At 62.1% G+C, this 24,013-nt stretch carries 23 protein-coding genes and 1 riboswitch; of the genes, 15 read left to right on the plus strand and 8 right to left on the minus strand.

The window, feature by feature from the left end; genetic code table 11:
- The first annotated feature begins 1 nt into the window (after window position 1).
- Genes rplR through rpmD form a run of 3 tightly spaced genes read left to right on the plus strand, consistent with a single transcriptional unit; the run spans window position 2 to window position 1,329 of the window.
- Window positions 2-346 carry a 50S ribosomal protein L18 gene (gene rplR, locus A7A77_RS01705; RefSeq protein WP_066552646.1) on the plus strand — a complete coding sequence of 115 codons (345 nt, stop codon included), beginning with the start codon at window positions 2-4 and terminating at the stop codon, window positions 344-346.
- 2 nt (window positions 347-348) lie between these two features.
- On the plus strand, window positions 349-1,137 hold the full coding sequence (rpsE, locus tag A7A77_RS01710; protein ID WP_082835857.1) for a 30S ribosomal protein S5: 789 nt from the start codon (window positions 349-351) through the stop codon (window positions 1,135-1,137).
- A gap of 6 nt (window positions 1,138-1,143) precedes the next feature.
- Entirely contained in the window at window positions 1,144-1,329 is a 186-nt protein-coding gene (rpmD, locus tag A7A77_RS01715) for a 50S ribosomal protein L30 (RefSeq protein WP_066552648.1), read from the plus strand.
- A gap of 90 nt (window positions 1,330-1,419) precedes the next feature.
- Here the strand turns inward: rpmD and A7A77_RS01720 are convergent, their stop codons facing one another.
- Window positions 1,420-2,703, minus strand: a complete 1,284-nt coding sequence (locus A7A77_RS01720) for an SGNH/GDSL hydrolase family protein (protein WP_066552650.1) — start codon at window positions 2,701-2,703, stop codon at window positions 1,420-1,422.
- 252 nt (window positions 2,704-2,955) lie between these two features.
- Between A7A77_RS01720 and rplO the strand changes: the two genes are divergently transcribed.
- From rplO to A7A77_RS01775, 11 genes are all read left to right on the plus strand, one after another.
- Complete coding sequence (gene rplO / locus A7A77_RS01725; RefSeq protein ID WP_066552652.1) at window positions 2,956-3,444, plus strand: 50S ribosomal protein L15; 489 nt, start codon at window positions 2,956-2,958, stop codon at window positions 3,442-3,444.
- 117 nt (window positions 3,445-3,561) lie between these two features.
- Window positions 3,562-4,926 carry a preprotein translocase subunit SecY gene (gene secY, locus A7A77_RS01730; RefSeq protein ID WP_066552654.1) on the plus strand — a complete coding sequence of 455 codons (1,365 nt, stop codon included), beginning with the start codon at window positions 3,562-3,564 and terminating at the stop codon, window positions 4,924-4,926.
- 35 nt (window positions 4,927-4,961) lie between these two features.
- A complete protein-coding gene (locus tag A7A77_RS01735; RefSeq protein WP_066552656.1) occupies window positions 4,962-5,609 on the plus strand; it encodes an adenylate kinase in 648 nt (215 codons plus the stop codon).
- A gap of 79 nt (window positions 5,610-5,688) precedes the next feature.
- Window positions 5,689-6,459, plus strand: a complete 771-nt coding sequence (locus A7A77_RS01740; RefSeq protein ID WP_066552658.1) for an SRPBCC family protein — start codon at window positions 5,689-5,691, stop codon at window positions 6,457-6,459.
- 91 nt (window positions 6,460-6,550) lie between these two features.
- A complete protein-coding gene (gdhA, locus tag A7A77_RS01745) occupies window positions 6,551-7,906 on the plus strand; it encodes an NADP-specific glutamate dehydrogenase (RefSeq protein WP_066552660.1) in 1,356 nt (451 codons plus the stop codon).
- 369 nt (window positions 7,907-8,275) lie between these two features.
- Complete coding sequence (gene rpsM / locus A7A77_RS01750) at window positions 8,276-8,644, plus strand: 30S ribosomal protein S13 (RefSeq protein WP_066552661.1); 369 nt, start codon at window positions 8,276-8,278, stop codon at window positions 8,642-8,644.
- 56 nt (window positions 8,645-8,700) lie between these two features.
- Window positions 8,701-9,090, plus strand: coding sequence for a 30S ribosomal protein S11 (gene rpsK, locus A7A77_RS01755; RefSeq protein WP_047820301.1), 390 nt, complete (start codon window positions 8,701-8,703; stop codon window positions 9,088-9,090).
- Window positions 9,091-9,227: 137 nt separating this feature from the next.
- Window positions 9,228-10,283 carry a DNA-directed RNA polymerase subunit alpha gene (locus A7A77_RS01760; RefSeq protein ID WP_066552663.1) on the plus strand — a complete coding sequence of 352 codons (1,056 nt, stop codon included), beginning with the start codon at window positions 9,228-9,230 and terminating at the stop codon, window positions 10,281-10,283.
- 115 nt (window positions 10,284-10,398) lie between these two features.
- Window positions 10,399-10,821, plus strand: coding sequence for a 50S ribosomal protein L17 (rplQ, locus tag A7A77_RS01765; protein WP_066552666.1), 423 nt, complete (start codon window positions 10,399-10,401; stop codon window positions 10,819-10,821).
- 227 nt (window positions 10,822-11,048) lie between these two features.
- Window positions 11,049-11,630 carry a hypothetical protein gene (locus tag A7A77_RS01770; protein ID WP_066552670.1) on the plus strand — a complete coding sequence of 194 codons (582 nt, stop codon included), beginning with the start codon at window positions 11,049-11,051 and terminating at the stop codon, window positions 11,628-11,630.
- Window positions 11,631-11,790: 160 nt separating this feature from the next.
- Complete coding sequence (locus tag A7A77_RS01775; protein WP_066552671.1) at window positions 11,791-12,612, plus strand: hypothetical protein; 822 nt, start codon at window positions 11,791-11,793, stop codon at window positions 12,610-12,612.
- Between the two features lie 19 nt (window positions 12,613-12,631).
- On the opposite strand, the gene A7A77_RS01780 is transcribed toward A7A77_RS01775, so the two are convergent.
- The 7 genes from A7A77_RS01780 to mdh form a co-directional block, all read right to left on the minus strand.
- Window positions 12,632-13,333 carry a PepSY domain-containing protein gene (locus tag A7A77_RS01780; RefSeq protein ID WP_066552673.1) on the minus strand — a complete coding sequence of 234 codons (702 nt, stop codon included), beginning with the start codon at window positions 13,331-13,333 and terminating at the stop codon, window positions 12,632-12,634.
- Window positions 13,334-13,418: 85 nt separating this feature from the next.
- Window positions 13,419-14,822, minus strand: a complete 1,404-nt coding sequence (gene lpdA / locus A7A77_RS01785) for a dihydrolipoyl dehydrogenase (RefSeq protein WP_066552675.1) — start codon at window positions 14,820-14,822, stop codon at window positions 13,419-13,421.
- 42 nt (window positions 14,823-14,864) lie between these two features.
- The gene (odhB, locus tag A7A77_RS01790) at window positions 14,865-16,082 is read right to left on the minus strand and encodes a 2-oxoglutarate dehydrogenase complex dihydrolipoyllysine-residue succinyltransferase (protein ID WP_066552677.1); all 1,218 of its coding nucleotides are present in this window, start codon (window positions 16,080-16,082) and stop codon (window positions 14,865-14,867) included.
- A gap of 21 nt (window positions 16,083-16,103) precedes the next feature.
- Window positions 16,104-18,935, minus strand: coding sequence for a 2-oxoglutarate dehydrogenase E1 component (locus tag A7A77_RS01795; protein WP_066552680.1), 2,832 nt, complete (start codon window positions 18,933-18,935; stop codon window positions 16,104-16,106).
- A 94-nt stretch (window positions 18,936-19,029) separates the two neighbouring features.
- A complete protein-coding gene (sucD, locus tag A7A77_RS01800) occupies window positions 19,030-19,920 on the minus strand; it encodes a succinate--CoA ligase subunit alpha (protein ID WP_066552683.1) in 891 nt (296 codons plus the stop codon).
- Between the two features lie 20 nt (window positions 19,921-19,940).
- Window positions 19,941-20,408, minus strand: a complete 468-nt coding sequence (locus A7A77_RS01805; RefSeq protein ID WP_216635529.1) for a hypothetical protein — start codon at window positions 20,406-20,408, stop codon at window positions 19,941-19,943.
- Window positions 20,409-20,576: 168 nt separating this feature from the next.
- Entirely contained in the window at window positions 20,577-21,539 is a 963-nt protein-coding gene (gene mdh / locus A7A77_RS01810) for a malate dehydrogenase (protein WP_066552686.1), read from the minus strand.
- A gap of 247 nt (window positions 21,540-21,786) precedes the next feature.
- Window positions 21,787-22,006: riboswitch (cobalamin riboswitch) on the plus strand.
- Window positions 22,007-22,084: 78 nt separating this feature from the next.
- On the opposite strand from mdh, the gene A7A77_RS01815 reads away from it, so the two are divergent.
- Window positions 22,085-24,007 (plus strand): TonB-dependent receptor plug domain-containing protein, encoded by a 1,923-nt coding sequence (locus tag A7A77_RS01815; RefSeq protein WP_245638356.1) that lies wholly within the window; start codon window positions 22,085-22,087, stop codon window positions 24,005-24,007.
- The last annotated feature ends 6 nt before the right edge of the window (window positions 24,008-24,013 follow it).

Raw genomic sequence — 24,013 nt, forward strand, 5'->3', positions numbered from 1 at the left:
GATGGCCAAGCTTTCTCTTTTCGAACGCCGCCGTCGCCGCGTGCGCACCGCGCTCCGCGCGCGTTCTGGTGGCAAGCCTCGCCTGTCGGTGCACCGCACCGGCAAGCACATCTACGCTCAGGTTATCGACGACGCTTCCGGCAAGACCGTTGCCGCCGCCAGCACCCTGGGCTCTAAGGCTTCGGGCGCGAACGTCGATGCCGCCCAGCAGGTTGGCAAGGACATCGCCGCCGCCGCCAAGAAGGCCGGCGTGACGACCGTCGTGTTCGACCGTGGCGGTTTCCTGTTCCATGGCCGCGTTAAGGCGCTGGCCGACGCCGCTCGTGAAGGCGGGCTGGAGTTCTGATGATGGCTGAAGAAAACAACAACGAAACCCCCGTGGTCGACAACGAAGGTTCGACCCCGACCCCGACTGTCGCCAGCACCGAAGCGGCTGACAACCAGTCGACCGAAGCCGGCGATCCGTCGCAGCCCCGCGAAGGTCGCGGTGGTCGTGGTGGCCGTGGTCGCGGCAACGATCGTGGTGGCGAACGCGGTGAGCGTGGTGGCCGTGGTCGCCGCGACCGTCGTGACGATCGTCGCGGCAACCGCGAGGAAGAGGGCGAGGAGCTCATCGAGAAGCTCGTCCACATCAACCGCGTGTCGAAGACCGTGAAGGGCGGCAAGCGCTTCGGTTTCGCAGCACTCGTCGTCGTTGGTGACGGCAAGGGCCGCGTCGGCTTCGGCCACGGCAAGGCCCGCGAAGTTCCGGAGGCGATCAACAAGGCCACTGCTTCTGCCAAGAAGAAGATGCTTCGCGTTCCGCTGAAGGAAGGTCGGACGCTGCACCATGACGGCAAGGGCCGTTTTGGTGCCGGCAAGGTCAACGTGCGCACAGCGCCGGCCGGTACCGGTATCATCGCGGGCGGCCCGATGCGCGCCGTCTTCGAATCGCTGGGCGTTGCCGACGTCGTGACCAAATCGGTCGGTACGTCGAACCCCTACAACATGATCCGCGCCACTTTCGACGCACTGACCAACCAGACTTCGCCGAAGTCGGTGGCACAGCGTCGTGGCAAGAAGGTGGTAGACCTTCTGGGCCGTGGCGGCGCGAGCGAGGCGGAGGCTGAAGCCGACGCCGCCGCTCTGGTGGAGTAAGCAATCATGGCGAAAGCGAAGACCGTCAAGATCAAGCAGATCGGTTCGCCGATCCGTCGCCCTGAAAGCCAGAGGAAGATCCTCATCGGCCTGGGCCTGAACAAGATGCACAAGGTTGTCGAGCTGCAGGACACAGCTGAAGTTCGCGGCGCTGTAGCCAAGGTTCCCCATCTCGTCGAGATCGTGGACTGAGCGCCAGCCGGACATCGAACATGAAAAGACCCCGCGCTAACGCTAGCGCGGGGTCTTTTCTTTTGTTGCAAACGCCCGACCGGAACTCGATCAGAGTGCGTTGATGATTTCCCGTAGGGCTACGGCTGCTTTCTGGCCATACAGCGCGTGCCCGGCATCGCCGGGGTGAGGGCCTTCCGATGTCGCGTCGAACACGATTGCCTCGTTATCCGCGGTTACCCAATCTGTAACGTCGACCTTATAGGTTCCGCTGACGCTGTCGGCTGCCATGAAGATTGCATCGCGGCATGCCGCAAGGCTTTCCGTGTAGTCTGCACTGCCGGCGAAGGGACCGAATACAACGATGGCAAGATCGGGTGCGCCTGCTCTTAGCGTCGTGAAGTACTGCTCCGCCGCAGCCCCGATCTCGTCGGGCGTATAACTGCCGCAATCGTTGATCCCGCCGGCAATCACAACCATGTCCGGTGGGCCTCCATCGACGGCCATCAGAACGTCGTCCGGCCGGTCGAGGAAATTGAATTGCTCGCCACGGCGCTTGATATAACCGGTCCCGCCGATTGCGGACACGATGGGATTGGCAATGCCGAGTCGCTCTGCAGTTTGCGCTGGCCACCCGTTCGATTTGTGTGTCGCAACGACGCCCTCCGTGATGGAATCGCCGACGAATACGACGCTAGCCGCATAGTCCCAGATATCCGGTGCTGCACCGATATTTTCACTGGCCGGTAGCCGTAATCCAGAGAAGCTCAGATAGCCGGAAGTGATAGTGATGCGCCGATCGATCAAGGCTGCTGGCAGCACGACTTGCGTATAGCGCTTCCGACCCAATCCGGTATGGCCGAAATCCAGCGAGGCCGTGCTGGTTCGCTTGCCGTCGATCTCGATGAGAATTCCACCAAATGCGCCGTCGTCCATGCTGACTAGTTCGAAAGTCGACTGGCCTGCGGGGAGTATGAATTCGACGCCGGTAAGGTTGCCGCGCCTTTGCGATGCATAGCCGTTGGCATCGAATGTCGGTGTCGTCAGCGTGATTGCCTGTGGCAGGCGGAACTGGTTGCCGGGATATGTGGCGGCGGTGGCATACCGCCCGCCGATCAACCGCACGCGGCTATCGCTTTTGTCTATTTCGTAAGCGTTTTCGATGATCGGATCGAGGCTGCTCGTGATCTGTGTCGTAACCGCCTCGACGATCGGTACAGCACCGAACTGCAGGGCGTATTTCAGGCGTTCTCTCGCCTCGCTTGGAGTCGGGGCAGGTGTTGGTGATGGCGCGGAGGAGGGTGCTGGCGTCGGTGTCGGCGACGGCGTGGGACCGGGCGTGACGGTGACGGGCGGTGCCGATGCGGTATCGCCTCCACCGCATGAGACGAGCATGAGCGTGGTCCCCGCAAGCAGGATTGATCTCGATACGGCCATATGCCCCATACTATTCGTTTGAATCCTTCTAAATGTTCGACATACCAAGTGCAATTCGCTGTTTCAGCGTTCTTTTCGCTACCCCGGAAACTGGGCGCCCGCGCATCGAGCCAAGTGAGGGTCGACAAGCGCGGCTCTATGCCCTAAGCGCGCCCCTTCCCGGGCCTGCTGGGCCCTCCAACGCGAATCAAAGCGAAAGCGAGTGTTGCTATGAAACTGACAGATATCCGTGACAACGAAGGCGCCCGTCATCGCCGCATGCGCATCGGCCGTGGCATCGGCTCGGGCAAGGGCAAGACCGGTGGCCGCGGCCAGAAGGGTGCGAAGGCACGTTCGGGCGTTTCGATTGCCGGATTCGAAGGCGGCCAGATGCCGCTGCACATGCGTCTGCCGAAGCGCGGTTTCAACAATCCGTTCGGCAAGGACTATGCACAGGTCAATCTCGGCATGATCCAGAAGTTCATCGATGCCGGCAAGCTCGATGCATCGGGCGTGATCGATCATGAAGTGCTGCAAGCCGCAGGTCTTGCTCGCGGCGGCAAGGATGGTGTCCGCCTTCTCGCGAAGGGTGAACTGACCACGAAGGCAAGTTTCAAGGTCGCCGGTGCCTCGAAGGGCGCCGTTGCGCAGGTCGAAAAGCTCGGCGGCTCGGTCGAGACGACCGTCGCGGCCAAGGCTGAAACGGCCGAGGCCGAATAATCGGGACATAGGGCAGGGCGGGGGTGTTTGCATCCTCGCCCTCTCCCTATATGGCCTGTTCCTGACTGGCAGGCGGATGACCGCCTCCGTTCCCCGCAAGGCGACAGTATCAAGATCATGGCTTCACGCGCCGACAACATCGCGAGCAACATGTCCCTGGCCAATTTCGGCAAGGCGACCGAGCTCAAGCAGCGTATCTGGTTCACCCTGGGCGCGCTCATCGTTTTCCGCTTCCTGAGCTTCGTTCCGCTTCCCGGCGTGAACCCGCTGATCCTGCAGGATCTCTACGCGCAGACGCGCGGCGGCGTGCTCGACCTTTTCAATACCTTCTCGGGCGGCAGCCTCGAGCGTATGAGCCTCATCGCGCTCGGCATTATGCCTTACATTACCGCATCGATCGTTGTTCAGCTTGCCGCCGCGCTACATCCCGCGCTGGCCGCGCTGAAGAAAGAAGGTGAGAGCGGTCGCAAGAAGCTGAACCAGTACACCCGTTACGGCACTGTGGGCCTGACCGCCATTCAGGGGTATTTCCTCGCCGTCGGTCTCGAAACCTTTGCGGCGTCCAGCGGTCTGCACGCGGTCGTGGCGCCGGGTTACATGTTCCGCATCGGAGCCGTTATCAGCCTCGTGGGTGGCACCATGTTTCTGCTGTGGCTGGGTGAGCAGATCACTTCGCGCGGCATCGGCAATGGCGTCTCGCTGATCATCATGGCGGGCATCATCGCCCAGTTCCCGACCATTACGGCCCAGCTGTTCGAAGGCGGTCGTTCGGGATCGATCTCTCCGTTCCTGATCGTTGCGCTGATCGTCGTGATTGTCGGCCTGATCCTGTTCATCTGCTTCATGGAACGTGCCCAGCGTCGTCTTCTGATCCAGTATCCCAAGCGCGCCAGCCAGCGCGGCATGATGCAGGCGGATCGTTCGCACCTGCCGCTCAAGCTGAACACCGCTGGCGTAATTCCGCCGATCTTCGCATCGTCTTTGCTGCTCCTGCCGCTGACGATCACGCAGTTTGCACAAAACTCGATCTCGCCCGACAGCACGATGGGCGGCGTCCTCGTGACACTGAACCAGTACCTGCAGCACGGTCAGCCGATCTATCTCTCGCTCTATGCAATCGGTATCGTGTTCTTCGCCTTCTTTTACACAGCGGTCGTGTTCAACCCGGAAGAGACGGCGGATAACCTGAAGCGGAATGGCGGGTTCATCCCCGGCATCCGTCCCGGCAAGCGGACAGCCGATTATCTGGACTATGTCCTAACGCGCATTACCGTGATCGGTGCGGCCTACCTCGCTCTCGTTTGTGTCCTGCCCGAATACGTTATCGGCCAGACCGGCCTGCCATTCTTCCTTGGCGGGACGAGCCTGCTGATCGTCGTCAACGTGACCGTGGACACGATCGCGCAGATCCAGAGCCATCTGCTGGCGCACCAGTACGGCGATCTTATCAAAAAGGCTAAGTTGAAAGGGCGGCTCCGCTGATCAATAGATCGCGTGGCAACAGGGAGAGTCTTCACGTGAACATCATCCTCCTCGGCCCTCCGGGCGCTGGCAAGGGTACTCAGTCGCAGCGCCTTGTCGAAAAGCACGGCATGCGTCAGCTTTCGACCGGCGACATGCTTCGCGCAGCGGTCAAGGCCCAGACGCCGGTCGGCATCCAGGCCAAGGCCGTGATGGATGCGGGCGAACTGGTTTCCGACACGATCGTCTCTGCATTGATCAGTGACGAGCTGGAATCGATGGGTGCCAACGTCGGTGCGATTTTCGATGGCTATCCCCGCACCGAAGCGCAGGCCGTGATGCTGGACGAGATCCTGCAGAACCACGGTCGCACGCTCGCGCATGTTATCGAGCTGGAAGTGAACGAGGACGCGCTTGTCGAACGCATTACCGGTCGCTTCACGTGCGCCAACTGCGGCAAGGGGTATCACGACAAGTTCGAGCGCCCGAAGCAGGAAGGCGCGTGCGACAAGTGCGGCGGGACGGAGTTCAAGCGCCGTCCGGACGACAACGAGGAAACCGTGCGCACCCGCATGGCCGAATATCGTGCCAAGACCGCGCCGATCCTGCCGTTCTATGAACAGCGCGGCATCGTTTCGCGGGTCGATGGCATGGCCGACATCGACCATGTCACGAGCGCGATCAACGACATCCTCGACGACTGAGCGGGTGCGGTCGGCGAAACGCGCTGATTGACCGCGCGGTTCGCTGTGCTAGCCCTTTCCTGAACAGGGAAAGGGCACCATGCGCAAAATTGCAACCATTCTAGCGACCGGTATCGGTTTGGCGGCAACGTCCGCTCATGCCGAGTTGGTGCCGGTGGGCGATAACGGCTTCGTCACCCGCCATACCGCTCTGGTTGCCACACCCCCTGAAGGTGTGTGGGCCGTATTGGTCGAGCCGGCCTCTTGGTGGAACGGCGCGCATTCATTTTCCGGCGATGCCCAGAACCTTACGCTCGATGCACGTGCAGGGGGATGCTTTTGCGAAATGCTGCCCGCCGGAGAGGATCGTCCGGTGCCGGGCAGCGTTCGGCACATGGAAGTGATCTTTGCAGATCCCGGCACAGCGATGCGGCTTTCCGGAACGCTTGGCCCTTTGCAGAGTGAACCGGTCGGTGCAGTGATGACGATCACCCTGAAGGCCGTCGACGGCGGGACCCGCATCCTCTTCGAATACGTGGTGGGCGGGACCATTCGTTTCGATCGTGACAAGATCGGCGCCGCAGTGGACAGTGTCATTGGCGAGCAACTTTCCCGTCTTGCACAGAAGATCGGCCCGCTGGATACGCCGCCCGCATCGATCGAACTGCCAGCGTCGAGCGTTGCCGAGGATCCGATCGACGCAACTGCCACTCCCGCGGACGAAGTTCCCGCGGCAAGCCCGGCAGCTGACGATCGCAATTTCGGCGCCGACTTCCTCGACGATGTGGACCACAGTACGGACGAGGCAGAAAAGCGCACGGAGAATGAAGCCCAGGTGGCCGGCCCGCTAGACGAGTTCGATACGCGCTGACGGCTCCCCTTTCACGCTTTCGCAAACAGCGTATGGTTCAAGTCGATACGGGGTGACTCGCGCCTCGACACCAACTGGGGGAGTATATCAGATGGCCATTTCCGATCACGTCGACCTGCCGACATTCATGGAGGGCGTGAAACGTCGCAATCCGCATCAGGACGAATTCGTCCAGGCCGTGCAGGAAGTGGCCGAGGATATTTTCGAGTTCATCGCGGACAAGGAAGAGTACCACGAGCAACAGATCCTGCGCCGTATCGCGGAGCCGGATCGCATCGTTTCTTTCCGCGTGTGTTGGGAAGACGACAGCGGCAATATCCGTGTCCAGCGCGGGTGGCGCGTTCAGAACAACAATGCGATCGGCCCTTACAAGGGCGGCATTCGCTTTCATCCCAGTGTGAACGAGAGCGTCCTTAAGTTTCTCGCCTTCGAGCAGACGTTCAAGAACGCGCTGACCGGCCTTCCCATGGGTGGTGGCAAGGGCGGATCGAACTTCAATCCCAAGGGCAAGAGCGTGCGCGAGATCATGCGCTTCTGCCAGTCCTTCATGACCGAACTTTACCGGCACATTGGCGCTGATGTGGACGTGCCGGCGGGTGACATCGGCGTCGGCGGGCGCGAGATCGGCTATATGTTCGGCCAGTACAAGCGGATCACTAACCAGTTCACCGGCGTGCTGACAGGCAAGGGGCTTGAATATGGCGGTTCGATGATCCGGCCGGAGGCGACCGGTTACGGTGCGGTCTATTTCCTGCTCAACATGCTTCAGCACAAGGAGCAGGACCTGCACGGGAAAGTCGCCGTAATCTCCGGATCGGGCAACGTGGCGACCCACGCTGCGGAAAAGATCGTGCAATTGGGCGGCAAGCCGGTCACGCTGTCCGATTCCGGCGGGTTCATCTATGATCCCGATGGCCTGACGCAGGATAAGATCGACTGGGTCAAGGCGCACAAGACCCATCGGCGAGGGCGGATCAGTGAATATGTCGAAGAGTTCAAGGGCGCGACTTTCCATGAAGGGCAGACGCCGTGGAACGTGCCGTGCGACGTCGCGCTGCCCTGCGCGACCCAGAACGAACTGCTCGGCCCCGATGCCAAAGCGCTTGTCGCCAACGGATGCATCGCGGTTTCCGAAGGCGCCAATATGCCATCGAACCTCGATGCAGTGCATGCCTTCAAGGACGCAAAGATCATGTTCGCGCCCGGCAAGGCGGCCAACGCGGGCGGCGTCGCCGTATCCGGGCTGGAGATGAGCCAGAATTCCGAACGCCGTGCATGGAAGGAAGAGGAGCTCCAGGCCATGCTGCGCGATATCATGGATGGCATCCACGCGCGTTGCCTGACGTACGGCGAGATGGGCGGTGGCTATACCGATTACGTACGCGGCGCGAACATCGCTGGCTTCAAGAAAGTGGCCGATGCGATGCTTGCCTTCGGGGTGGTCTGAGCTGGTACGCGCGCTGCCATACCGTCGGCATCGGCGTGGCGGCGCGCCACAACCAATTTCTGACGATACTTTTGACCGGTCCGCCGACATGGTTTATGAAGCCGGGGAGGGCGCTGGTTGGCGCTGACCTCTTCCGGGCTCTTGCTGGCCCGGCAGCGCTTTCCTCTTGCGCCGTTGACACTGTGCTCGAATCACCGTAAGCGCGCCCTTCGCTCGTCATAAATCGGGTTGGTCCGGCAGGTTCGCGGCAAGTCGCGTGCCACCCGGGCTTTTTGCCGTTACGGCATATCCCGATCGCCCGACGGGCGTTCGCAAGCGTTGAGATAGGGGTCTGGTTCAAAGCCACCCCTGTGGAGCATGGAGAATTAAGTGGCTCGTATTGCCGGGGTAAACATCCCCACCAATAAGCGCGTTATCATCGCGCTCACCTATATCCACGGAATCGGTCCGAAGTCCGCCAAGGAAATCGCCGACAAGCTGGGCATCGATCACACCCGCCGCGTTCAGGATCTGTCCGACGCAGAGGTACTGCAGATCCGTGAAACGATCGACGCAGACTACCTCGTCGAAGGCGACCTTCGTCGTGATACCGCGATGAACATCAAGCGCCTCATGGACCTGGCCTGCTATCGCGGCCTGCGTCACCGCAAGGGTCTTCCCGTCCGCGGACAGCGCACGCACACCAATGCGCGCACCCGCAAGGGCAAGGCGAAGCCCATCGCCGGCAAGAAGAAGTAAGCCGCGCCTTTCCGGCAGCAGGCTGACCCTTCCTTCAGGATACAGGAACCAAGACAATGGCACGCGAACCCCAGCGCATTCGGCGCCGTGAACGCAAGAACATTTCCAGTGGCGTCGCTCACGTGAACGCCAGCTTCAACAACACCATGATCACCATCACCGATGCGCAGGGTAATGCGATCAGCTGGTCCAGCGCGGGCATGATGGGCTTCAAGGGCAGCCGCAAGTCGACTCCCTACGCTGCGCAGGTCGCGGCTGACGATGCGGGCAAGAAGGCAGCCGAACACGGCGTCCGTACGCTCGAGGTCGAGGTGAAGGGGCCGGGTTCGGGTCGTGAAAGCGCGCTTCGTGCGCTGCAGGCGGTGGGTTTCACCATCACCTCGATCCGCGACGTGACCCCGATCCCGCATAACGGTGTGCGTCCGTCCAAGCGCCGCCGCGTCTGATCTGAAAAAGGCGAGGGGCGGGCCGAAGGATCCACGGCCCGTCCACCCACTCGCCTGTTTCGGATCGATACTGTGGGGAAGGCGTATTCCCTCCATACGCACCCCGGATAAGAACCGACAAACCCTAGGGGAAGTCCATGTCCGTCAATATCAAGAACTGGCAGGAACTGAAGAAGCCCAACAGCCTCGAGATCAAGTCGCAGGGCGATGCCAAGCTGCGCGCTACTTTCGTTGCTGAACCGCTCGAGCGCGGTTTTGGCCTGACGCTCGGCAATGCGCTGCGCCGCGTGCTGCTCTCCAGCTTGCAGGGCGCTGCGATTACGTCGATCAAGATCGACAATGTCCTGCACGAGTTCAGCTCGCTGGCAGGCGTGCGTGAGGACATCACCGACATCGTCCTCAACATCAAGCAGGTTGCGCTGAAGATGGAAGGCGAGGGCTTTAAGCGCCTGAACCTGTCCGCCACTGGCCCCGCCGAAGTCACGGCCGGTGATATTCAGGTTTCTGGCGACATCGAGGTCATGAACAAGGACCTTGTGATCTGCCACCTCGACGAAGGTGCGACGCTCAACATGGAGCTGACCGCCGACACTGGCAAGGGCTATGCCCCGGCCGTACAGAACCGCACTGCGGATGCGCCAATCGGCCTTATCCCGATCGACTCGCTGTACTCGCCGGTCCGTCAGGTTTCCTACAAGGTTGAGAATGCCCGCGTCGGCCAGGAACTGGACTACGACAAGCTGTCGCTGACGGTTGAAACCGACGGTACGGTCACGCCGGAAGACGCGGTTGCCTACGCAGCGCGCATTCTGCAGGATCAACTGGCTCTGTTCGTCCACTTCGAGGAAGGTATTCCGCAGGGCTCACCGCAGGTCGCCGGCGTTGCCGTTGCTCCGGAAGAGAACGACGCGAACCAGCTCAATCGCTACCTTCTCAAGAAGGTCGATGAGTTGGAACTGTCGGTCCGTTCGGCCAACTGTCTCAAGAACGACAACATCATCTACATCGGCGACCTGGTCCAGAAGACCGAGGCCGAGATGCTCCGCACGCCGAACTTCGGCCGCAAGTCGCTCAACGAGATCAAGGAAGTCTTGTCGTCGATGGGCCTGCGCCTCGGCATGGACATCCCCGGCTGGCCACCGGAAAACATCGAAGAGATGGCCAAGAAGCTCGAACAGGAACTTCTGGGCTGATCGAATTCCCGTCCCGGTTAACGCCGGGACGGATTTCGGGGTTCATGGCTGACCCCAGACAACAGCCAGGATCGGGCTACCTTACACGGGCCCCCTACGAACGAAGGAAAAAACTATGCGTCACAAGATGGGTGGGCGTAAGCTCCAGCGTAAGACCGGCCACCGCAAGGCCCTCCTGCGCAACATGGCAGCCGCCCTCATCAAGCACGAGCAGATCAAGACCACGACGCCGAAGGCTCGCGAACTGCGTCCCTACGTAGAAAAGCTGATCACGCTCGCCAAGCGCGGTGGTCTCTCGAACCGTCGTCTCGCCAACTCGAAGTTGCTCGACGATGCGCAGCTGGCCAAGCTGTTCGACGTTCTGGCAGAGCGTTACAAGGACCGTGACGGCGGCTACACCCGCATCATCAAGGCCGGCATCCGCGCTTCGGACGCCGCTCCGATTGCGATCATCGAGCTGGTCGACCGTGATGTCGACGCCAAGGGCCAGGATTCCGGTCCGGTCATGAGCGAAGAAGAAGAACACGAAGAGGCCTGATAGGCTTCGTTCGAACTGCGCGCGACCGGTTCGCGCGTGACGAAAAGCACAAGGCGCTGCCTGCTGTGATGCAGGCGGCGCCTTTCTTTCGACACATCAGCGTTCATAAAATTTGCCATAAAAATGAACAACTGCTGACGCCGGAATTCAGCTTGGTCTCACGGCCGAATCGCTATCCCTTGTCTTGTCCGGGCTATTCTGTCCGTTCAGAGCAAAGGATCGCACCGATGAACACTCTTACCAAAGCCGTGATTGGCTCTACTGCGGCCGGCGCGATGGCTCTCGCCTCTGCCACTCCCGCATTTGCGCGCGACCGCCACCACGATGACGGCATCGATGCCGGCGACGTGATTGCCGGCGCACTCATCATCGGCGGCATTGCCGCCATCGCCAGCGCCGCCAGCAAGGATCGCCGCGGTGACGACTATTATTACGATCGCGATTACCGCGACGGTCGCTACCGCGATTACGATGGCCGTTACCGTGACTATGATCGCCGTGGCAGCGCTCGCAGCGCTGTTGAACAGTGCGTACGTGCGGCAGAGCGCGATGCCCGTCGTCGCGGTTTCCGCGATGCGGACGTGACTGACATCCGCGATGTCGACCGCAGGAATGGCGGTTATCGTATCAGGGGCCGCATTGCGGTCGATACCGGTTATCGCGGCGGACGCTACGGTCGCGGCTGGGATAACGACTATCGTGGCTGGAACAATCGCATGGGTGGATGGGACAGCGGAAAGTTCACTTGCGACGTCAAATATGGCCGTGTCCGCGACATCGACTATTCCGGTATCCGCGGTCTGCGTTGACCGTTCACTGATTTGCATCTTGATAACAGGTTTGGCCCCGGCGGTTCCCCCTTCCCGCCGGGGTCATTCGCATGTTGGCGGTTCAGCTTTGGGTAACCCGACTCGTCGTATCCAACGCTCATATTGGCGCTTCCTGCGCCGGTTCAGGGATCGCAAACCTATGACCATTCGCATCAACAAGCTCGCCGATGCGGCTGCCCTGTTGGCGGCTTCCTCGCTCGCAATTCCGGCGCAGGCCGCTTCCCTTGGTGTTCCCGGTATCAACCCGGTAGCGAATGCATGGAGCATAGAGGACGAGACGGTGCACGGTTGGGAGCGCCACCGTCGTGGTCATCGCCACTCGGATGGCGGTGGTATCCTTGCCGGGATCCTGATCCTTGGCGGTGCAGTCGCGGTGGCCAAGGCCATCGACAACTCGAATGAGCGCAAATACCGAGAACGTGACGAACGCTATCGGGATTATCGCTATCGCGACCGGCCCGATTACGATGCCGATGCCAATTACCGCGATCGGAACTACCCTCGCGACGATTATGCCCGTCGCGGCATAGACGGAGCGATCGAGGATTGCGTCTACGAAGTTGAACGCAGCGAACGCGTCGCGACTGTCGATACCGCAGAACGCGACGGGTCGGGCTGGGAGGTCGAAGGCGATCTTGCGCGCGGCGGACGGTTCTCCTGCTCCTTCAGTGTGGACGGGCGTATCCGGGATATCGACATCGCGAGCGGTTCCTCTCGCAGTGAACGGTATGACGATGATGACCGAGATGATGATGACGATCGCTGGGGTGCTGCGGATTCGCGGGACGAAGATTACTACGCCAGCGCACGTGAGCGTATCGGGGAGGGTGCTCCCGACCTTCCTGCGCAGGACGCCGGCGTGAAGCCTTCGCCCGAAAGTGCTGACGATACGTGGGAGCGTGGTGCACCCGATGACCGCTATGACACAGCCAAAGGCCCCGATTACGCGCTGGTACAGTAGTCGGGGTTGGCACCCGCTCTCAAACGGAACTTTCCGGTGCCGTTATCGGAGCATCAGCTTTCAGCTGTGACTTTTCCCTGCGCCTCAACGTCAAGGAGGTGAGGAGCAAGATCGCCAGCACGGCAAGCAGGCCATAGGCGAGACCCTTTATGTTCCCGACGTTCCCACGCAACGTGTGGAGGTTCCGGAACGTTTCGTTCGTGCGCCACCACGGCGTGCGGATCGCTTCGATGTCACCGCTTTCCCGGCCGACGTAGACATTTGTGCCGTCCCTCAAAACGACTTGCCAGACTGGAACCTTCCGGCCGAAATCGCCAGGCGTGTTCTCTGCCTCGAAGAAGCGGACGGAATCGACCTTGTCGCCTCCGGCAATTTCCATGGCGACAATCGTGCGCGCGGCCGCAAGGTCTATTTCGGGGACCGGCTCCCCGGATTTCGCAAAATACCGTTCGATCTTGCCATCGGAGTAAATCGCGCTGGTCACGGCGGAGTTACCCTGCATACGGGTGCGCATCTCTACGGGACGGTCTTCCCCTTCGATCAGCTGCGCGGCAAGCCAGCCGGGGGGCAGGGCACGGGCGGCGGCATTGAGGCGGTAATGCTCGCCCTTTGTCTCAGCTTCCGGCTTCGCCACCATGACAAGGCCGCTTATCGTCCACAAAAGCAGCGGTACGGCGATGAGCCAGCCCAGCCAAGTGTGGATGCTTTTAAGTATGCGCATACGAAAAATCCCTCCGCTCGCGCATATTTCGCGCAGGCGAAGGGATTTCTGTCAAATCGAGGTAAACGTCAGGTGTGGATGGCCATCAAATGTGGATCGGCTTGCCCCGAACGGCCATCGCCGCTTCCTTCACCGCTTCCGAATGGGTCGGGTGCGCGTGGCAGGTATAGGCGATATCTTCGGACGTGGCACCGAACTCCATCGCTTGCGCAACCTGGGCGATCATCGTGCCCGCCAGCGAAGCGATGCACCATGCACCGAGCACCCGGTCGGTCTCCGCGTCGGCGATCACCTTGACGAAACCTTCCGGTTCGCGGTTGGTCTTGGCACGGCTGTTGGCCATCATCGGGAAGTTGCCGACCTTGACGGTGTGGCCCGCTTCCTTGGCGGCTTCCTCGGTCAGACCCACGCCGGCGATTTCCGGCATCGTATAGACGACGCTGGGGATCACGGCATGGTTCACGATGCCGGTTTCGCCCGCGATGTTTTCTGCAACCGCAATGCCTTCATCCTCTGCCTTGTGCGCCAGCATCGGGCCGGGGATCACGTCGCCAATGGCCCAGACGCTGTCGACCTTCGTCAGGAAGTCGTGGTCCGTTTCGATCTGGCCGCGCTGGTTGGTGCTGAGGCCGATGGCTTCGAGGTTGAGGCCGTCGGTGTTGGGCTTGCGGCCGATCGCGACGAGGACGCAGTCGGCTTCGAGAGTTTCGCTGTCGCCGCCTGCGGCAGGCTCAAGCGTCAGCGTTGCCTTGCCATTCTTGACTGCGGCACCGGTTACCTTGGTCGAAAGCTTGAGCTCCATGCCCTGCTTCTTGAAGATCTTGGCCGCTTCCTTGCGCACCGCACCGTCCATGCCGGGCAGCAACTGGTCGAGGAATTCCACGACCGTGACTTCCGCACCGAGGCGGCGCCAGACCGAGCCAAGCTCAAGCCCGATTACGCCGCCGCCGATGACGACCATCTTTTCCGGCACGCGATCCAACGCCAGTGCGCCGGTGCTGTCCACTATCACGCCGGCTTCATTATCGACCGTGACGCCGGGCAGGGGTGTGACCGATGAGCCGGTGGCGATGACGATGTTTTTGCCGGTGTGCTGCGCGTCACCCACTGCGACGGTGTGCTTGTCGACGAACGAACCCTTGCCCTTCAGCCAGGTTACCTTGTTCTTCTTGAACAGGTACTCGATCCCGCCGGTCAGTTCCTTGACCGCAGCCGCCTTCTCGCCCTGTAGTGCGGACAAGTCGAGTTCGGGAGCAGGGATTTTCACGCCGAACTTGGCCAGCGTACCGTCTTTCGCTTCCTCGAACAGTTCCGAGCCGTGCAGCATGGCCTTCGACGGGATGCAACCGACGTTGAGGCAAGTGCCGCCAAGCGTTTCGCGGCTTTCCACGCAGGCCGTCTTCAGCCCCAGCTGTGCGGCGCGGATCGCGGCCACGTAGCCGCCGGGTCCGGCACCGATGACGATCAGATCGAAGTCGAATTCAGCCATTATCTTGCTCTCGTTTTCCGTAAACCGTGCGGGTGCGGCCGATCAAAGATCGATCAGGAGGCGGGTCGGATCCTCTATCGCTTCCTTGATGATCTTCAGTGCCGTAACTGCCTCGCGTCCGTCGATAATCCGATGGTCGTATGACAGGGCGATGTACATCATCGGCCGAATTACGATCTGACCATCGACGACAACCGGACGGTCCTCGATCCGGTGGAGGCCCAGAACCGCGCTCTGCGGCGGGTTGATGATCGGGGTCGACATCAGCGAACCGAAGACGCCGCCGTTGGAAATCGTGAAGGTGCCGCCCTTCATGTCTTCCATCGTCAACGTGCCTTCCTTGGCGCGCTTGCCGAAGTCGGCGATGCCGCCCTCGATCTGTGCGAAGCTCTTCTTGTCGGCATCGCGCAGCACCGGGACGACAAGGCCGTTCGGGGCCGAGACGGCAACCGAGATGTCGACGAAATCGTGATAGAGAATTTCGTCACCTTCGATCTGGGCGTTCACGCTGGGAACGTCCTTCAGCGCAAGGCAGGCCGCCTTGGCGAAAAAGCCCATGAAGCCGAGCCGTACGTCATGCTTCTTGGCGAACAGGTCCTTGTACTTGTTGCGAGCCTCCATCACGGCGGTCATGTCGACGTCGTTGAAGGTGGTCAGCAGGGCCGCGGTGTCCTGCGCGCTCTTGAGCCGCTTGGCGATCGTCTGGCGCAGGCGGGTCATCTTTACCCGCTCGACATTGCGGTCTGCACCTGCCGGGGCGGCAGTGGGTGCGGGGGCCGGTGCGGGGGCCGCAGCGCCGCTCTTCTTTGCCTCTGCGGCAGCGAGCACGTCTTCCTTGGTGAGGCGGCCGTCCTTGCCGGTGCCCTTGACCGTGGTCGGGTCGATCCCATGCTCCAGCACCGCGCGGCGCACGGCGGGAGAGAGGACGACGGCATCGTCATCGGATGCTTCGGGCGTGTCCTGTGCGGGAACCGATGCGGTTTCGTCCTTGCGCGGGGCAACGCCGGTATCGCCGGCGCCTGCGCCATCGGTGATCGTGGCGATCACCGCGCCGACCGTGACCGTATCGCCAGCGGCGGCGAGCTGCTCGCCCAACACGCCGGAAGTCGGCGCGCCGACATCGATGGCGACCTTGTCGGTTTCTAGGCTGCAGATCGGTTCGTCCTGCTTCACCGCGTCGCCGGGCTTCTTAAGCCATTCACCGACAGTGGCCTCGGTGATCGATTCGCCGAGAACGGGGACCTTGACTTCAGTGCTCATGGGCTTGGTATCCTTACCCGATTATTTCTGGCGCGCGGCGATGACATCCTCGACCGAAAGGCCAAGGGCGTCGGCGACGAGCGCGTTCTGCTGTTCGACATGGCGGCTGGCGAGGCCGGTCGCCGGAGAGGCTGCGGGCGCGCGGCCGGCATAGCGGGCACGCGAAACGGGCGAACCCGCTTCGGACAGGGCCTGCTCGATCTGGCTTTCGACGAAGAACCACGAACCGTTGTTCTTCGGCTCTTCCTGACACCAGATGACCTTTTCGAGGTTCTTCATCCGCGACAGGCGCAGGGCCAGCGGCTCTCCCGGGAAGGGGTAGAGCTGTTCGATGCGCACGATCGATGTGTCGTCGAGGCCGGCGGCATTGCGCGCTTCGATCAGGTCGTAGGCGACCTTGCCCGAACACAGCACGAGGCGGCGGATCTTCTCGTCCGCGATTTCGGTCGTATCCGAAACGATGCGGCGGAAGTGGCTGTCGCCAAGGAATTCGGCCTTTTCCGATTTCGCGAGCGGATGACGCAGCAGCGACTTGGGCGTCATGATGATCATCGGCTTGCGGAAGGAACGCAGCATCTGGCGGCGAAGCACGTGGAAGTAGTTCGCCGGCACGGTGATGTTGCACACCTGCATGTTGTCGCCCGCGCAAAGCTGCAGGAAGCGTTCGAGACGTGCCGAGGAATGCTCCGGACCCTGGCCTTCGTAGCCGTGGGGCAGCAGCATCACGAGGCCGTTGGCGCGAAGCCACTTTGCCTCGCCCGCGGCGATGAACTGGTCGATCATGATCTGCGCGCCGTTGGCGAAATCGCCGAACTGCGCTTCCCAGAGCACGAGGCTCTTCGGATCGGCCAGCGAATAGCCGTATTCGAAGCCGAGCACGCCGTATTCGGACAGCGGGCTGTCATAGACCTCGAAGTGGCCGTGCGGCACCTGACAAAGCGGGATATACTTCGCCTCGGTGTTCTGGTCGGTCCAGACCGCATGGCGCTGGCTGAACGTGCCGCGGCCCGAATCCTGACCCGACAGGCGTACCGCGAACCCTTCGGCCAGCAACGAGCCGAAGGCCAGTGCCTCCGCCGTCGCCCAGTCGAAGCCGGTGCCGTTTTCGAACATGTCGCGCTTGGCATCTAGCACGCGGTTCAGCGTCTTGTGGATCTCGACATCGCCGGGAACCGTTGTCAGTGTGCGGCCAAGGCTGTCGAACAGCTTGCCCTCGATACCGGTCACGATGTTGCGGCGCGCGGTTTCCGGGTCGACCGGCTTGTTGAGGCCGGTCCAGCGACCTGCGAACCAGTCGGCCTCGTTCGCCTTGTAGGTTTTCCCCGCTTCGAATTCCTGCTCCAGCAGGTCGTTGAAGCCGGCGACGGTCTCGTTCTCGAAGTCGGCGTCGATGACACCTTCCTCGCGCAGGCGCTGGGCATAGATCGAGGCAACACCCGGATGCTTGCGGATCGCCTTGTACATCAGCGGCTGCGTGAAACTGGGTTCATCGCCTTCGTTATGGCCGAAGCGGCGATAGCACCACATATCGATCACGATGTCGCGGCCGAAGCGCTGGCGATATTCGATCGCCAGCTTGCAGCAGAAGGTCACCGCTTCCGGATCGTCACCGTTGACGTGCAGGATCGGCGCCATGACACCCTTCGCCACGTCCGACGGATAGGGCGAGGAGCGCGCGAACTGCGGGCTGGTGGTGAAGCCGATCTGGTTGTTGATAACGAAGTGGATGCAGCCGCCGGTATTGTAGCCGCGGATGCCGGAAAAGCCGAAGCATTCCCAGACGATCCCCTGGCCGGCGAAGGCCGCGTCGCCGTGGATCAGCACCGGCAGCACGGTCTGGTGCTTGCCCTTGCCGATGTCGTCACGGAACTGCTGCTGTGCGCGGACCTTGCCCAGTACGACAGGGTCCACCGCCTCGAGGTGGGAGGGGTTGGGCACTAGGCTCATGTGGACCTTCGTGCCGTCGAACTCGCGGTCGGTACTGGTGCCGAGGTGATACTTCACGTCGCCCGAGCCGCCGACATCGTCGGGGTTGGCGCTGCCGCCGGAGAATTCGTGGAAGATGACCTTGTACGGCTTGCCCATCACGTTCGCGAGAACGTTCAGGCGGCCACGGTGGGCCATGCCGAAGACGATTTCCTTCACGCCGGCCGCGCCGCCGTGCTTGATCACCGCTTCGAGCGCGGGGATCATCGATTCGCCGCCGTCGAGGCCGAAGCGCTTGGTGCCGACGTACTTCTTGCCGAGGAACTTCTCGTACTGTTCGCCGCGAATCACGGCGGACAGGATCGCCTTCTTGCCCAGCAGGGTGAAATCGATCGAGGCGTCCTTGCCCTCCATGCGCTCCTGCAGGAAGCGGCGTTCTTCGATGTCGGCGATGTGCATGTATTCAAGGCCGACCTTGCCGCAGTAATTCGCGCGCAGGATGTCGACGATCTCGTTCACCGTCGCCCATTCGAGGCCGAGGTTGCCGCCGATGTACACAGGCCGTTCGAGATCGCCGGGGCCGAAACCGTGCCATTCGGGCGTAAGGTCTGCGGGAAGTTCGTGCTGCGACAGGCCCAGCGGATCGAGATCGGCGGCAAGGTGCCCACGCACGCGATAAGTGCGGATGAGCAGCATTGCGCGAACCGAATCGTCGCAAGCCGCCTCGACCGCCTTTTCGTCGAGCTTGGCGCCCTTCTTCTCGGCAGCAGCCTTGATGTCGGCCTTCATGCGGGTGGGGTCCATTGATGCCGTCAGGTCATCGCTGCCGCCCAGATCGAGGGGCCAGCCCCTGCGTGCCCATGACGGACCCGGCTGCGGGCCATCCGGCTCAAGCTCGGGGAGGAAGGACTGGTTCTCTTTACCCATTTCGTGTCACCCGCGTTTTGGACGCTGTTAGCGGCTCATGTATGTGCGGCAGGCCGGGCGGCGCTCCCTCTCGCCACCCTTATGCCGCAAAAGCTCAGGCAGTTTCCTTGAGCAATTGGTCGAGTGTCTCGCCAAGCAGCGAGGGCGAGGGGGAGACGCGGATGCCCGCTTCTTCCATCGCCGCGATCTTGTCTTCGGCGCCGCCCTGGCCGCCCGAGACGATCGCGCCGGCGTGGCCCATGCGGCGGCCCGGAGGTGCCGTGCGGCCCGCGATGAAGCCGACCATCGGCTTCTTGCGCCCACGCTTGGCTTCGTCCTTGAGGAACTGCGCCGCTTCTTCTTCGGCCGAACCGCCGATTTCGCCGATCATGATGATCGACTTGGTTTCATCGTCGGCAAGGAAGAGTTCGAGAACGTCGATGAAGTTCGTGCCGTTGACCGGGTCACCGCCGATGCCGACAGCCGTCGTCTGGCCAAGGCCTGCGTTCGTGGTCTGGAACACGGCTTCATACGTGAGTGTGCCCGAACGGCTGACGACACCGACCGAACCCTTGGAGAAGATCGAACCGGGCATGATGCCGATCTTGCATTCGCCAGGCGTCAGCACGCCGGGGCAGTTCGGGCCGATGAGGCGCGACTTCGAACCCTGCAGGGCGCGCTTCACCTTCACCATATCGAGCACCGGAATGCCTTCGGTGATGGCGACGATCAGTTCCATCTCGGCGTCGATCGCCTCGAGGATCGAGTCGGCAGCGAACGGCGGCGGAACGTAGATGCACGATGCGGTCGCACCGGTGGCGGCTTTCGCTTCGGCAACCGTGTTGTAGTTGGGCAGGCCGATGTGGGTCGTGCCGCCCTTGCCGGGGGTGACGCCCGCGACCATCTGCGTGCCGTAAGCCAGTGCCTGTTCGGTGTGGAACGTGCCGGTGGCACCGGTCATACCCTGGGTGATGACCTTGGTGTTCTTGTCTACGAGGATGGACATTTAGAGTTCCCCTTGCTGCATCACTGGACGCTGACCGGACCGGTACTATCGATCTTCATGGCCAGGCCGTTGAACTGAACGATGGCTTCGAGCGGGCTGCCCGAAGGGATGAAAAAATAATCGAAGCTCTCGTGCGCGCTGTCGAGGCCATCGTATTTCGCGATGGTGTTTCCCTCACGCTCCAGCAAGCGAGTCGGTTCCGATCCGACCAGTGCGGAGACCGTTGCCGCACCCGCGTCGCGGGTTTCACCCGGATCGAACAGGCGGCAACCGGTAACCCGTTCACCTTCGGCGACCACTTCGGTCACGACGATGGCCAGATTTTCACCTGCGACCGCCTTGGAAAACAGGGCCGGAGCGGACATCGCGCCGCCCAGTTCGGCCACAGCTTCCTGACCCGCTTCCTCGGCAAAGGCCATGAATTCGGCCAGTTCAGGGATGCCGGTTTCCGAAACGTCGGTCCATCCCGCCGCCGTGACATGCGCCACCGTTTCTTCCCATGACGGGACCGGGCCACAGGCGTCGCGGAAAGCGGTGAAGACGGGTTCGATGGGATAGGACGCAACACCCCCCCCTTCCGCTGCCGTCGCCGGAAGCGGAGCCAGCGCCGCGATTGCAGCACCGAAAGGGAGGGAGAAGCGGAGCACGGTTTGGTGTCAGGCCAGCGAGCCGTCGATGCCCTTGCAGGCTTCGAGCAGTTCCTTCACCGCGTCGACCGAGACCTGCAGGTTGGACTTTTCCTCGTCCGAAAGTTCGATCTGGACAACGCCCTCGATGCCGTTGGCGCCGATGACGGCGGGAACGCCGACATAGAGGCCGTCGACGCCGTATTCACCGGTAAGGTGCGCGGCGCAGGGCAGGATGCGCTTCTGGTCGCCCAGATAGGCTTCGGCCATCGCGATCGCCGAAGTGGCGGGCGCATAGTAGGCGGAGCCGGTCTTGAGCAGGCCGACGATCTCGCCGCCGCCCGAACGGGTGCGCTGCACGATTTCGTCGAGCTTCGCCGCGTCGACGCCCTTGATCTTGGCAAGATCGTGGACCGGAATGCCGCTGATCGTGGAGTAGGACAGGACGGGGACCATGGTGTCGCCGTGGCCGCCCAGAACGAAAGCGTTCACGTCCTTCACCGACACGCCGAATTCCCAGGCGAGGAAAGTCGCGAACCGGGCCGAGTCGAGCACGCCTGCCATGCCGACGACCTTTTCGTGCGGCAGGCCGGAGAATTCGCGCAGCGCCCAGACCATCGCGTCGAGCGGGTTGGTGATGCAGATGACGAATGCGTCGGGTGCATGATCGCGGATGCCTTCGCCGACCGACTTCATCACCTTCAGGTTGATGCCGAGGAGGTCGTCGCGGCTCATGCCCGGCTTGCGCGGCACGCCGGCGGTGACGATGATGACGTCCGCGCCCGCGATGTCGGCATAATCGTTGGTGCCGGTGATGTTGGCGTCAAAACCTTCGATCGGGCCGCACTGGCTAAGGTCCAGTGCCTTGCCCTGCGGCATGCCTTCGGCAATGTCGAAAAGGACGATGTCGCCCATTTCCTTCTTCGCGGCGAGATGGGCGAGCGTTCCGCCGATCATGCCGGAACCGATCAGGGCAATCTTCTTGCGTGCCATATTCAAGGGCTCCCTATGGTCGCGCGATATTTCCGCGCAGCGGGCGATCTTTAAAACCTGTTTCGTGCACACGACGACAGCCCGCATTTGCCGTACGTGGGCGGGTTCGGGGGAAGGCCCTAAGGCCCGTTTCTGCCGATTGCAACCGCCAAAAGAACAGGGTTGCAAACTATCTTTGCAATCAGTTCGCAATAGCAATAAGTAATTGTCATCGGGCGGGCTTGCCACTTCGCTGCGTTGCACCTAATGCCGCCGCGACGTTACGGGTTCGCTTGTCGTGCAAACGGCTGGCGCTAAGAGGGAAGTCCGGTGCGAACGCCTCCTTGCGGGGTATTCCATCCCGGCGCTGCCCCCGCAACTGTAACCGGGTAGCGCGTTCTTGACATGCCACTGGACGATCCGTTCGGGAAGGCGAGGGCGCGCGATGATCCGGGAGCCAGGAGACCTGCCCGCAACGGTCGTTCGAGTCGGCGGGCGGGGTGTACCGAAGGCAGCGAGGACAGGCGCAATTCCGCGCTTTCCCGCCATGGACGGCAAGTTCGTCCATGTCGGGAGTACCCATGCGCAAGTACCTGTTTCTTATCAGTTCCGTCATTATCGCCCAGCCTGCCTTCGCGCAGGATGAAACCGACTCCGCCTCCGAATACGCAGAGGCCGCGCCGCTGGGCAGCGCGACTGGCAATATCGTCGTCGTCTCGACCGGTCTGCCCTTGCCGATCAATCGCACAGGCCAGCCTGTCAGCGTCATCGGACTTGACGAGATCAAGCAAATCCAGGGGCCGGACCTCTCCCGAGTGTTGTCTCGTCTGCCGGGCGTCGCGCAAAGCCGCCAGGGCGGCGTGGGTTCGTTGACGTCGGTACGCGTACGCGGCGGAGAGGCGGACGATCTTCTCGTCCTGATCGACGGCGTACGCGTTGCCGATGCCGCGGATATCAACAACCAGTTCGATTTCGGCAACCTGCTCGCCGGCAATATCGAACGGGTTGAACTGTTGCGTGGCTCGAACTCGGTGGTCTGGGGCTCGGACGCCGTCGCAGGTGTGATGAATATCGTGTCGCGCATCGACAACGGCATCGCGGCCTCCGCCGAATACGGCAGCGACGACACGAAATACGCGACGCTGTCGGGCGGAGTGGTGCAGGGCGCGCTGGCGGCGGGTCTTGCAGGTACCTACTATGACAGTGACGGTTTCAGCCGGGCTGCTTCCGGCACTGAGGCCGACGGGTTCGAACAGTGGCAGTTGACGGGCCGTGCGCGCTACGACCTCACTCCCAACCTCGCCATCGTGGCGAGCGGTCGCTTTGCCGACGGTGAGAGCGAGTTCGACGGTTACGATCCAGCGCCGCCCTACGCCCTGATCGACACACAGGATTATTCGCGTACTCGCCAGTATTCGGGGCGCACCGGGCTGCATTACGTGACCGACCTGCTCACGCTCGACGCAGGCTATGCTTTGTCCGACACGCGCCGGCGCTATTACGATGCCGCACAGGCCGAGCCGTTCCAGTATGGCTACAAGGGCCGGAACGAGCGCGCCGAGTTGTTCGGACGCGTCACTCCGATGGGCGATGTCGCGCTCGATTTCGGGGCCCAACGCGAATGGTCGCGCTTCAGCAGCACCTTCGACGCGCCCGCCAAGGCGCGCACCACCAGCGGCCACGCGCTGCTGGGTTGGTATGGCGAGAGGGGGACGATCGCGGCCGGCGCGCGCTATGACGATCACTCGCGCTTTGGCGGCGAATGGTCCTTTGGCGCTAACGGTTCGCTCAATCTGGTGTCCGACATCCGCTTGCGAGCGGCCTATGGCGAAGGGTTCAAAGCTCCCTCGCTTTACCAGTTGTTCTCGGACTACGGGAATCCGGGGGTCGAGCCCGAGACGAGCCGCGCCTACGATATCGCGGTGGAGAAGGGCGATCGCAACGGACCGCTGTTCATTGCCGTTTCCGCCTTCCGGCGCGACAGTCGCAACCTGATCGGCTTTGCCTCGTGCTATGGCATAACCACGGGCCTGTGCGCGACGCGGCCCTTTGGCTATTACGATAACACCGGCCGCGCCCGCGCCAAAGGGTTCGAGGTCGAACTGGCTGCCAGTCCGTCGGCAACTCTGCGCACCGGTGCGACTTACAGCTACGTCAAGGCGGTGGACCGGACCGAGGGCAGCTTTACGCAGGGCAACGACCTCGGTCGCCGTCCGCGCCACGCCGTTGCGGCTTGGATCGACTGGCAGTCGCCGTGGCTTCTCGCGCTTGGCGCCGACGCGCGGCTGGTTGGCGACAGTTACGAGAATGTCTACAATTCGACCAGTCTCGACGGTTTTGCGACGGTCGACCTGCGCGCATCGCTGCCTTTCGGACCTTTGGAATTGTATGGCCGGGTCGAAAACCTGTTCGACGCCGGTTACCAGACGGCAGCAGGCTACGCGAACGCCGGGCGCAGTGCTTATGTCGGCGCGAGGTTCAAGATCTGATGCAAG

The organism is Croceicoccus bisphenolivorans (assembly GCF_001634625.1).
Classification (GTDB): Bacteria; Pseudomonadota; Alphaproteobacteria; order Sphingomonadales; family Sphingomonadaceae; genus Croceicoccus; species Croceicoccus bisphenolivorans.

Bases quoted from the DNA above. Each gene is read 5' to 3' on its own strand.
- rplR (WP_066552646.1), top strand. From the start codon at position 2: ATGGCCAAGCTTTCTCTTTTCGAACGCCGCCGTCGCCGCGTGCGCACC.
- rpsE (WP_082835857.1), top strand. From the start codon at position 349: ATGGCTGAAGAAAACAACAACGAAACCCCCGTGGTCGACAACGAAGGT.
- rpmD (WP_066552648.1), top strand. From the start codon at position 1,144: ATGGCGAAAGCGAAGACCGTCAAGATCAAGCAGATCGGTTCGCCGATC.
- A7A77_RS01720 (WP_066552650.1), bottom strand. From the start codon at position 2,703: ATGCTCGTCTCATGCGGTGGAGGCGATACCGCATCGGCACCGCCCGTC.
- rplO (WP_066552652.1), top strand. From the start codon at position 2,956: ATGAAACTGACAGATATCCGTGACAACGAAGGCGCCCGTCATCGCCGC.
- secY (WP_066552654.1), top strand. From the start codon at position 3,562: ATGGCTTCACGCGCCGACAACATCGCGAGCAACATGTCCCTGGCCAAT.
- A7A77_RS01740 (WP_066552658.1), top strand. From the start codon at position 5,689: ATGCGCAAAATTGCAACCATTCTAGCGACCGGTATCGGTTTGGCGGCA.
- gdhA (WP_066552660.1), top strand. From the start codon at position 6,551: ATGGCCATTTCCGATCACGTCGACCTGCCGACATTCATGGAGGGCGTG.
- rpsK (WP_047820301.1), top strand. From the start codon at position 8,701: ATGGCACGCGAACCCCAGCGCATTCGGCGCCGTGAACGCAAGAACATT.
- A7A77_RS01760 (WP_066552663.1), top strand. From the start codon at position 9,228: ATGTCCGTCAATATCAAGAACTGGCAGGAACTGAAGAAGCCCAACAGC.
- rplQ (WP_066552666.1), top strand. From the start codon at position 10,399: ATGCGTCACAAGATGGGTGGGCGTAAGCTCCAGCGTAAGACCGGCCAC.
- A7A77_RS01770 (WP_066552670.1), top strand. From the start codon at position 11,049: ATGAACACTCTTACCAAAGCCGTGATTGGCTCTACTGCGGCCGGCGCG.
- A7A77_RS01775 (WP_066552671.1), top strand. From the start codon at position 11,791: ATGACCATTCGCATCAACAAGCTCGCCGATGCGGCTGCCCTGTTGGCG.
- A7A77_RS01780 (WP_066552673.1), bottom strand. From the start codon at position 13,333: ATGCGCATACTTAAAAGCATCCACACTTGGCTGGGCTGGCTCATCGCC.
- lpdA (WP_066552675.1), bottom strand. From the start codon at position 14,822: ATGGCTGAATTCGACTTCGATCTGATCGTCATCGGTGCCGGACCCGGC.
- odhB (WP_066552677.1), bottom strand. From the start codon at position 16,082: ATGAGCACTGAAGTCAAGGTCCCCGTTCTCGGCGAATCGATCACCGAG.
- A7A77_RS01795 (WP_066552680.1), bottom strand. From the start codon at position 18,935: ATGGGTAAAGAGAACCAGTCCTTCCTCCCCGAGCTTGAGCCGGATGGC.
- sucD (WP_066552683.1), bottom strand. From the start codon at position 19,920: ATGTCCATCCTCGTAGACAAGAACACCAAGGTCATCACCCAGGGTATG.
- mdh (WP_066552686.1), bottom strand. From the start codon at position 21,539: ATGGCACGCAAGAAGATTGCCCTGATCGGTTCCGGCATGATCGGCGGA.
- A7A77_RS01815 (WP_245638356.1), top strand. From the start codon at position 22,085: ATGTCGGGAGTACCCATGCGCAAGTACCTGTTTCTTATCAGTTCCGTC.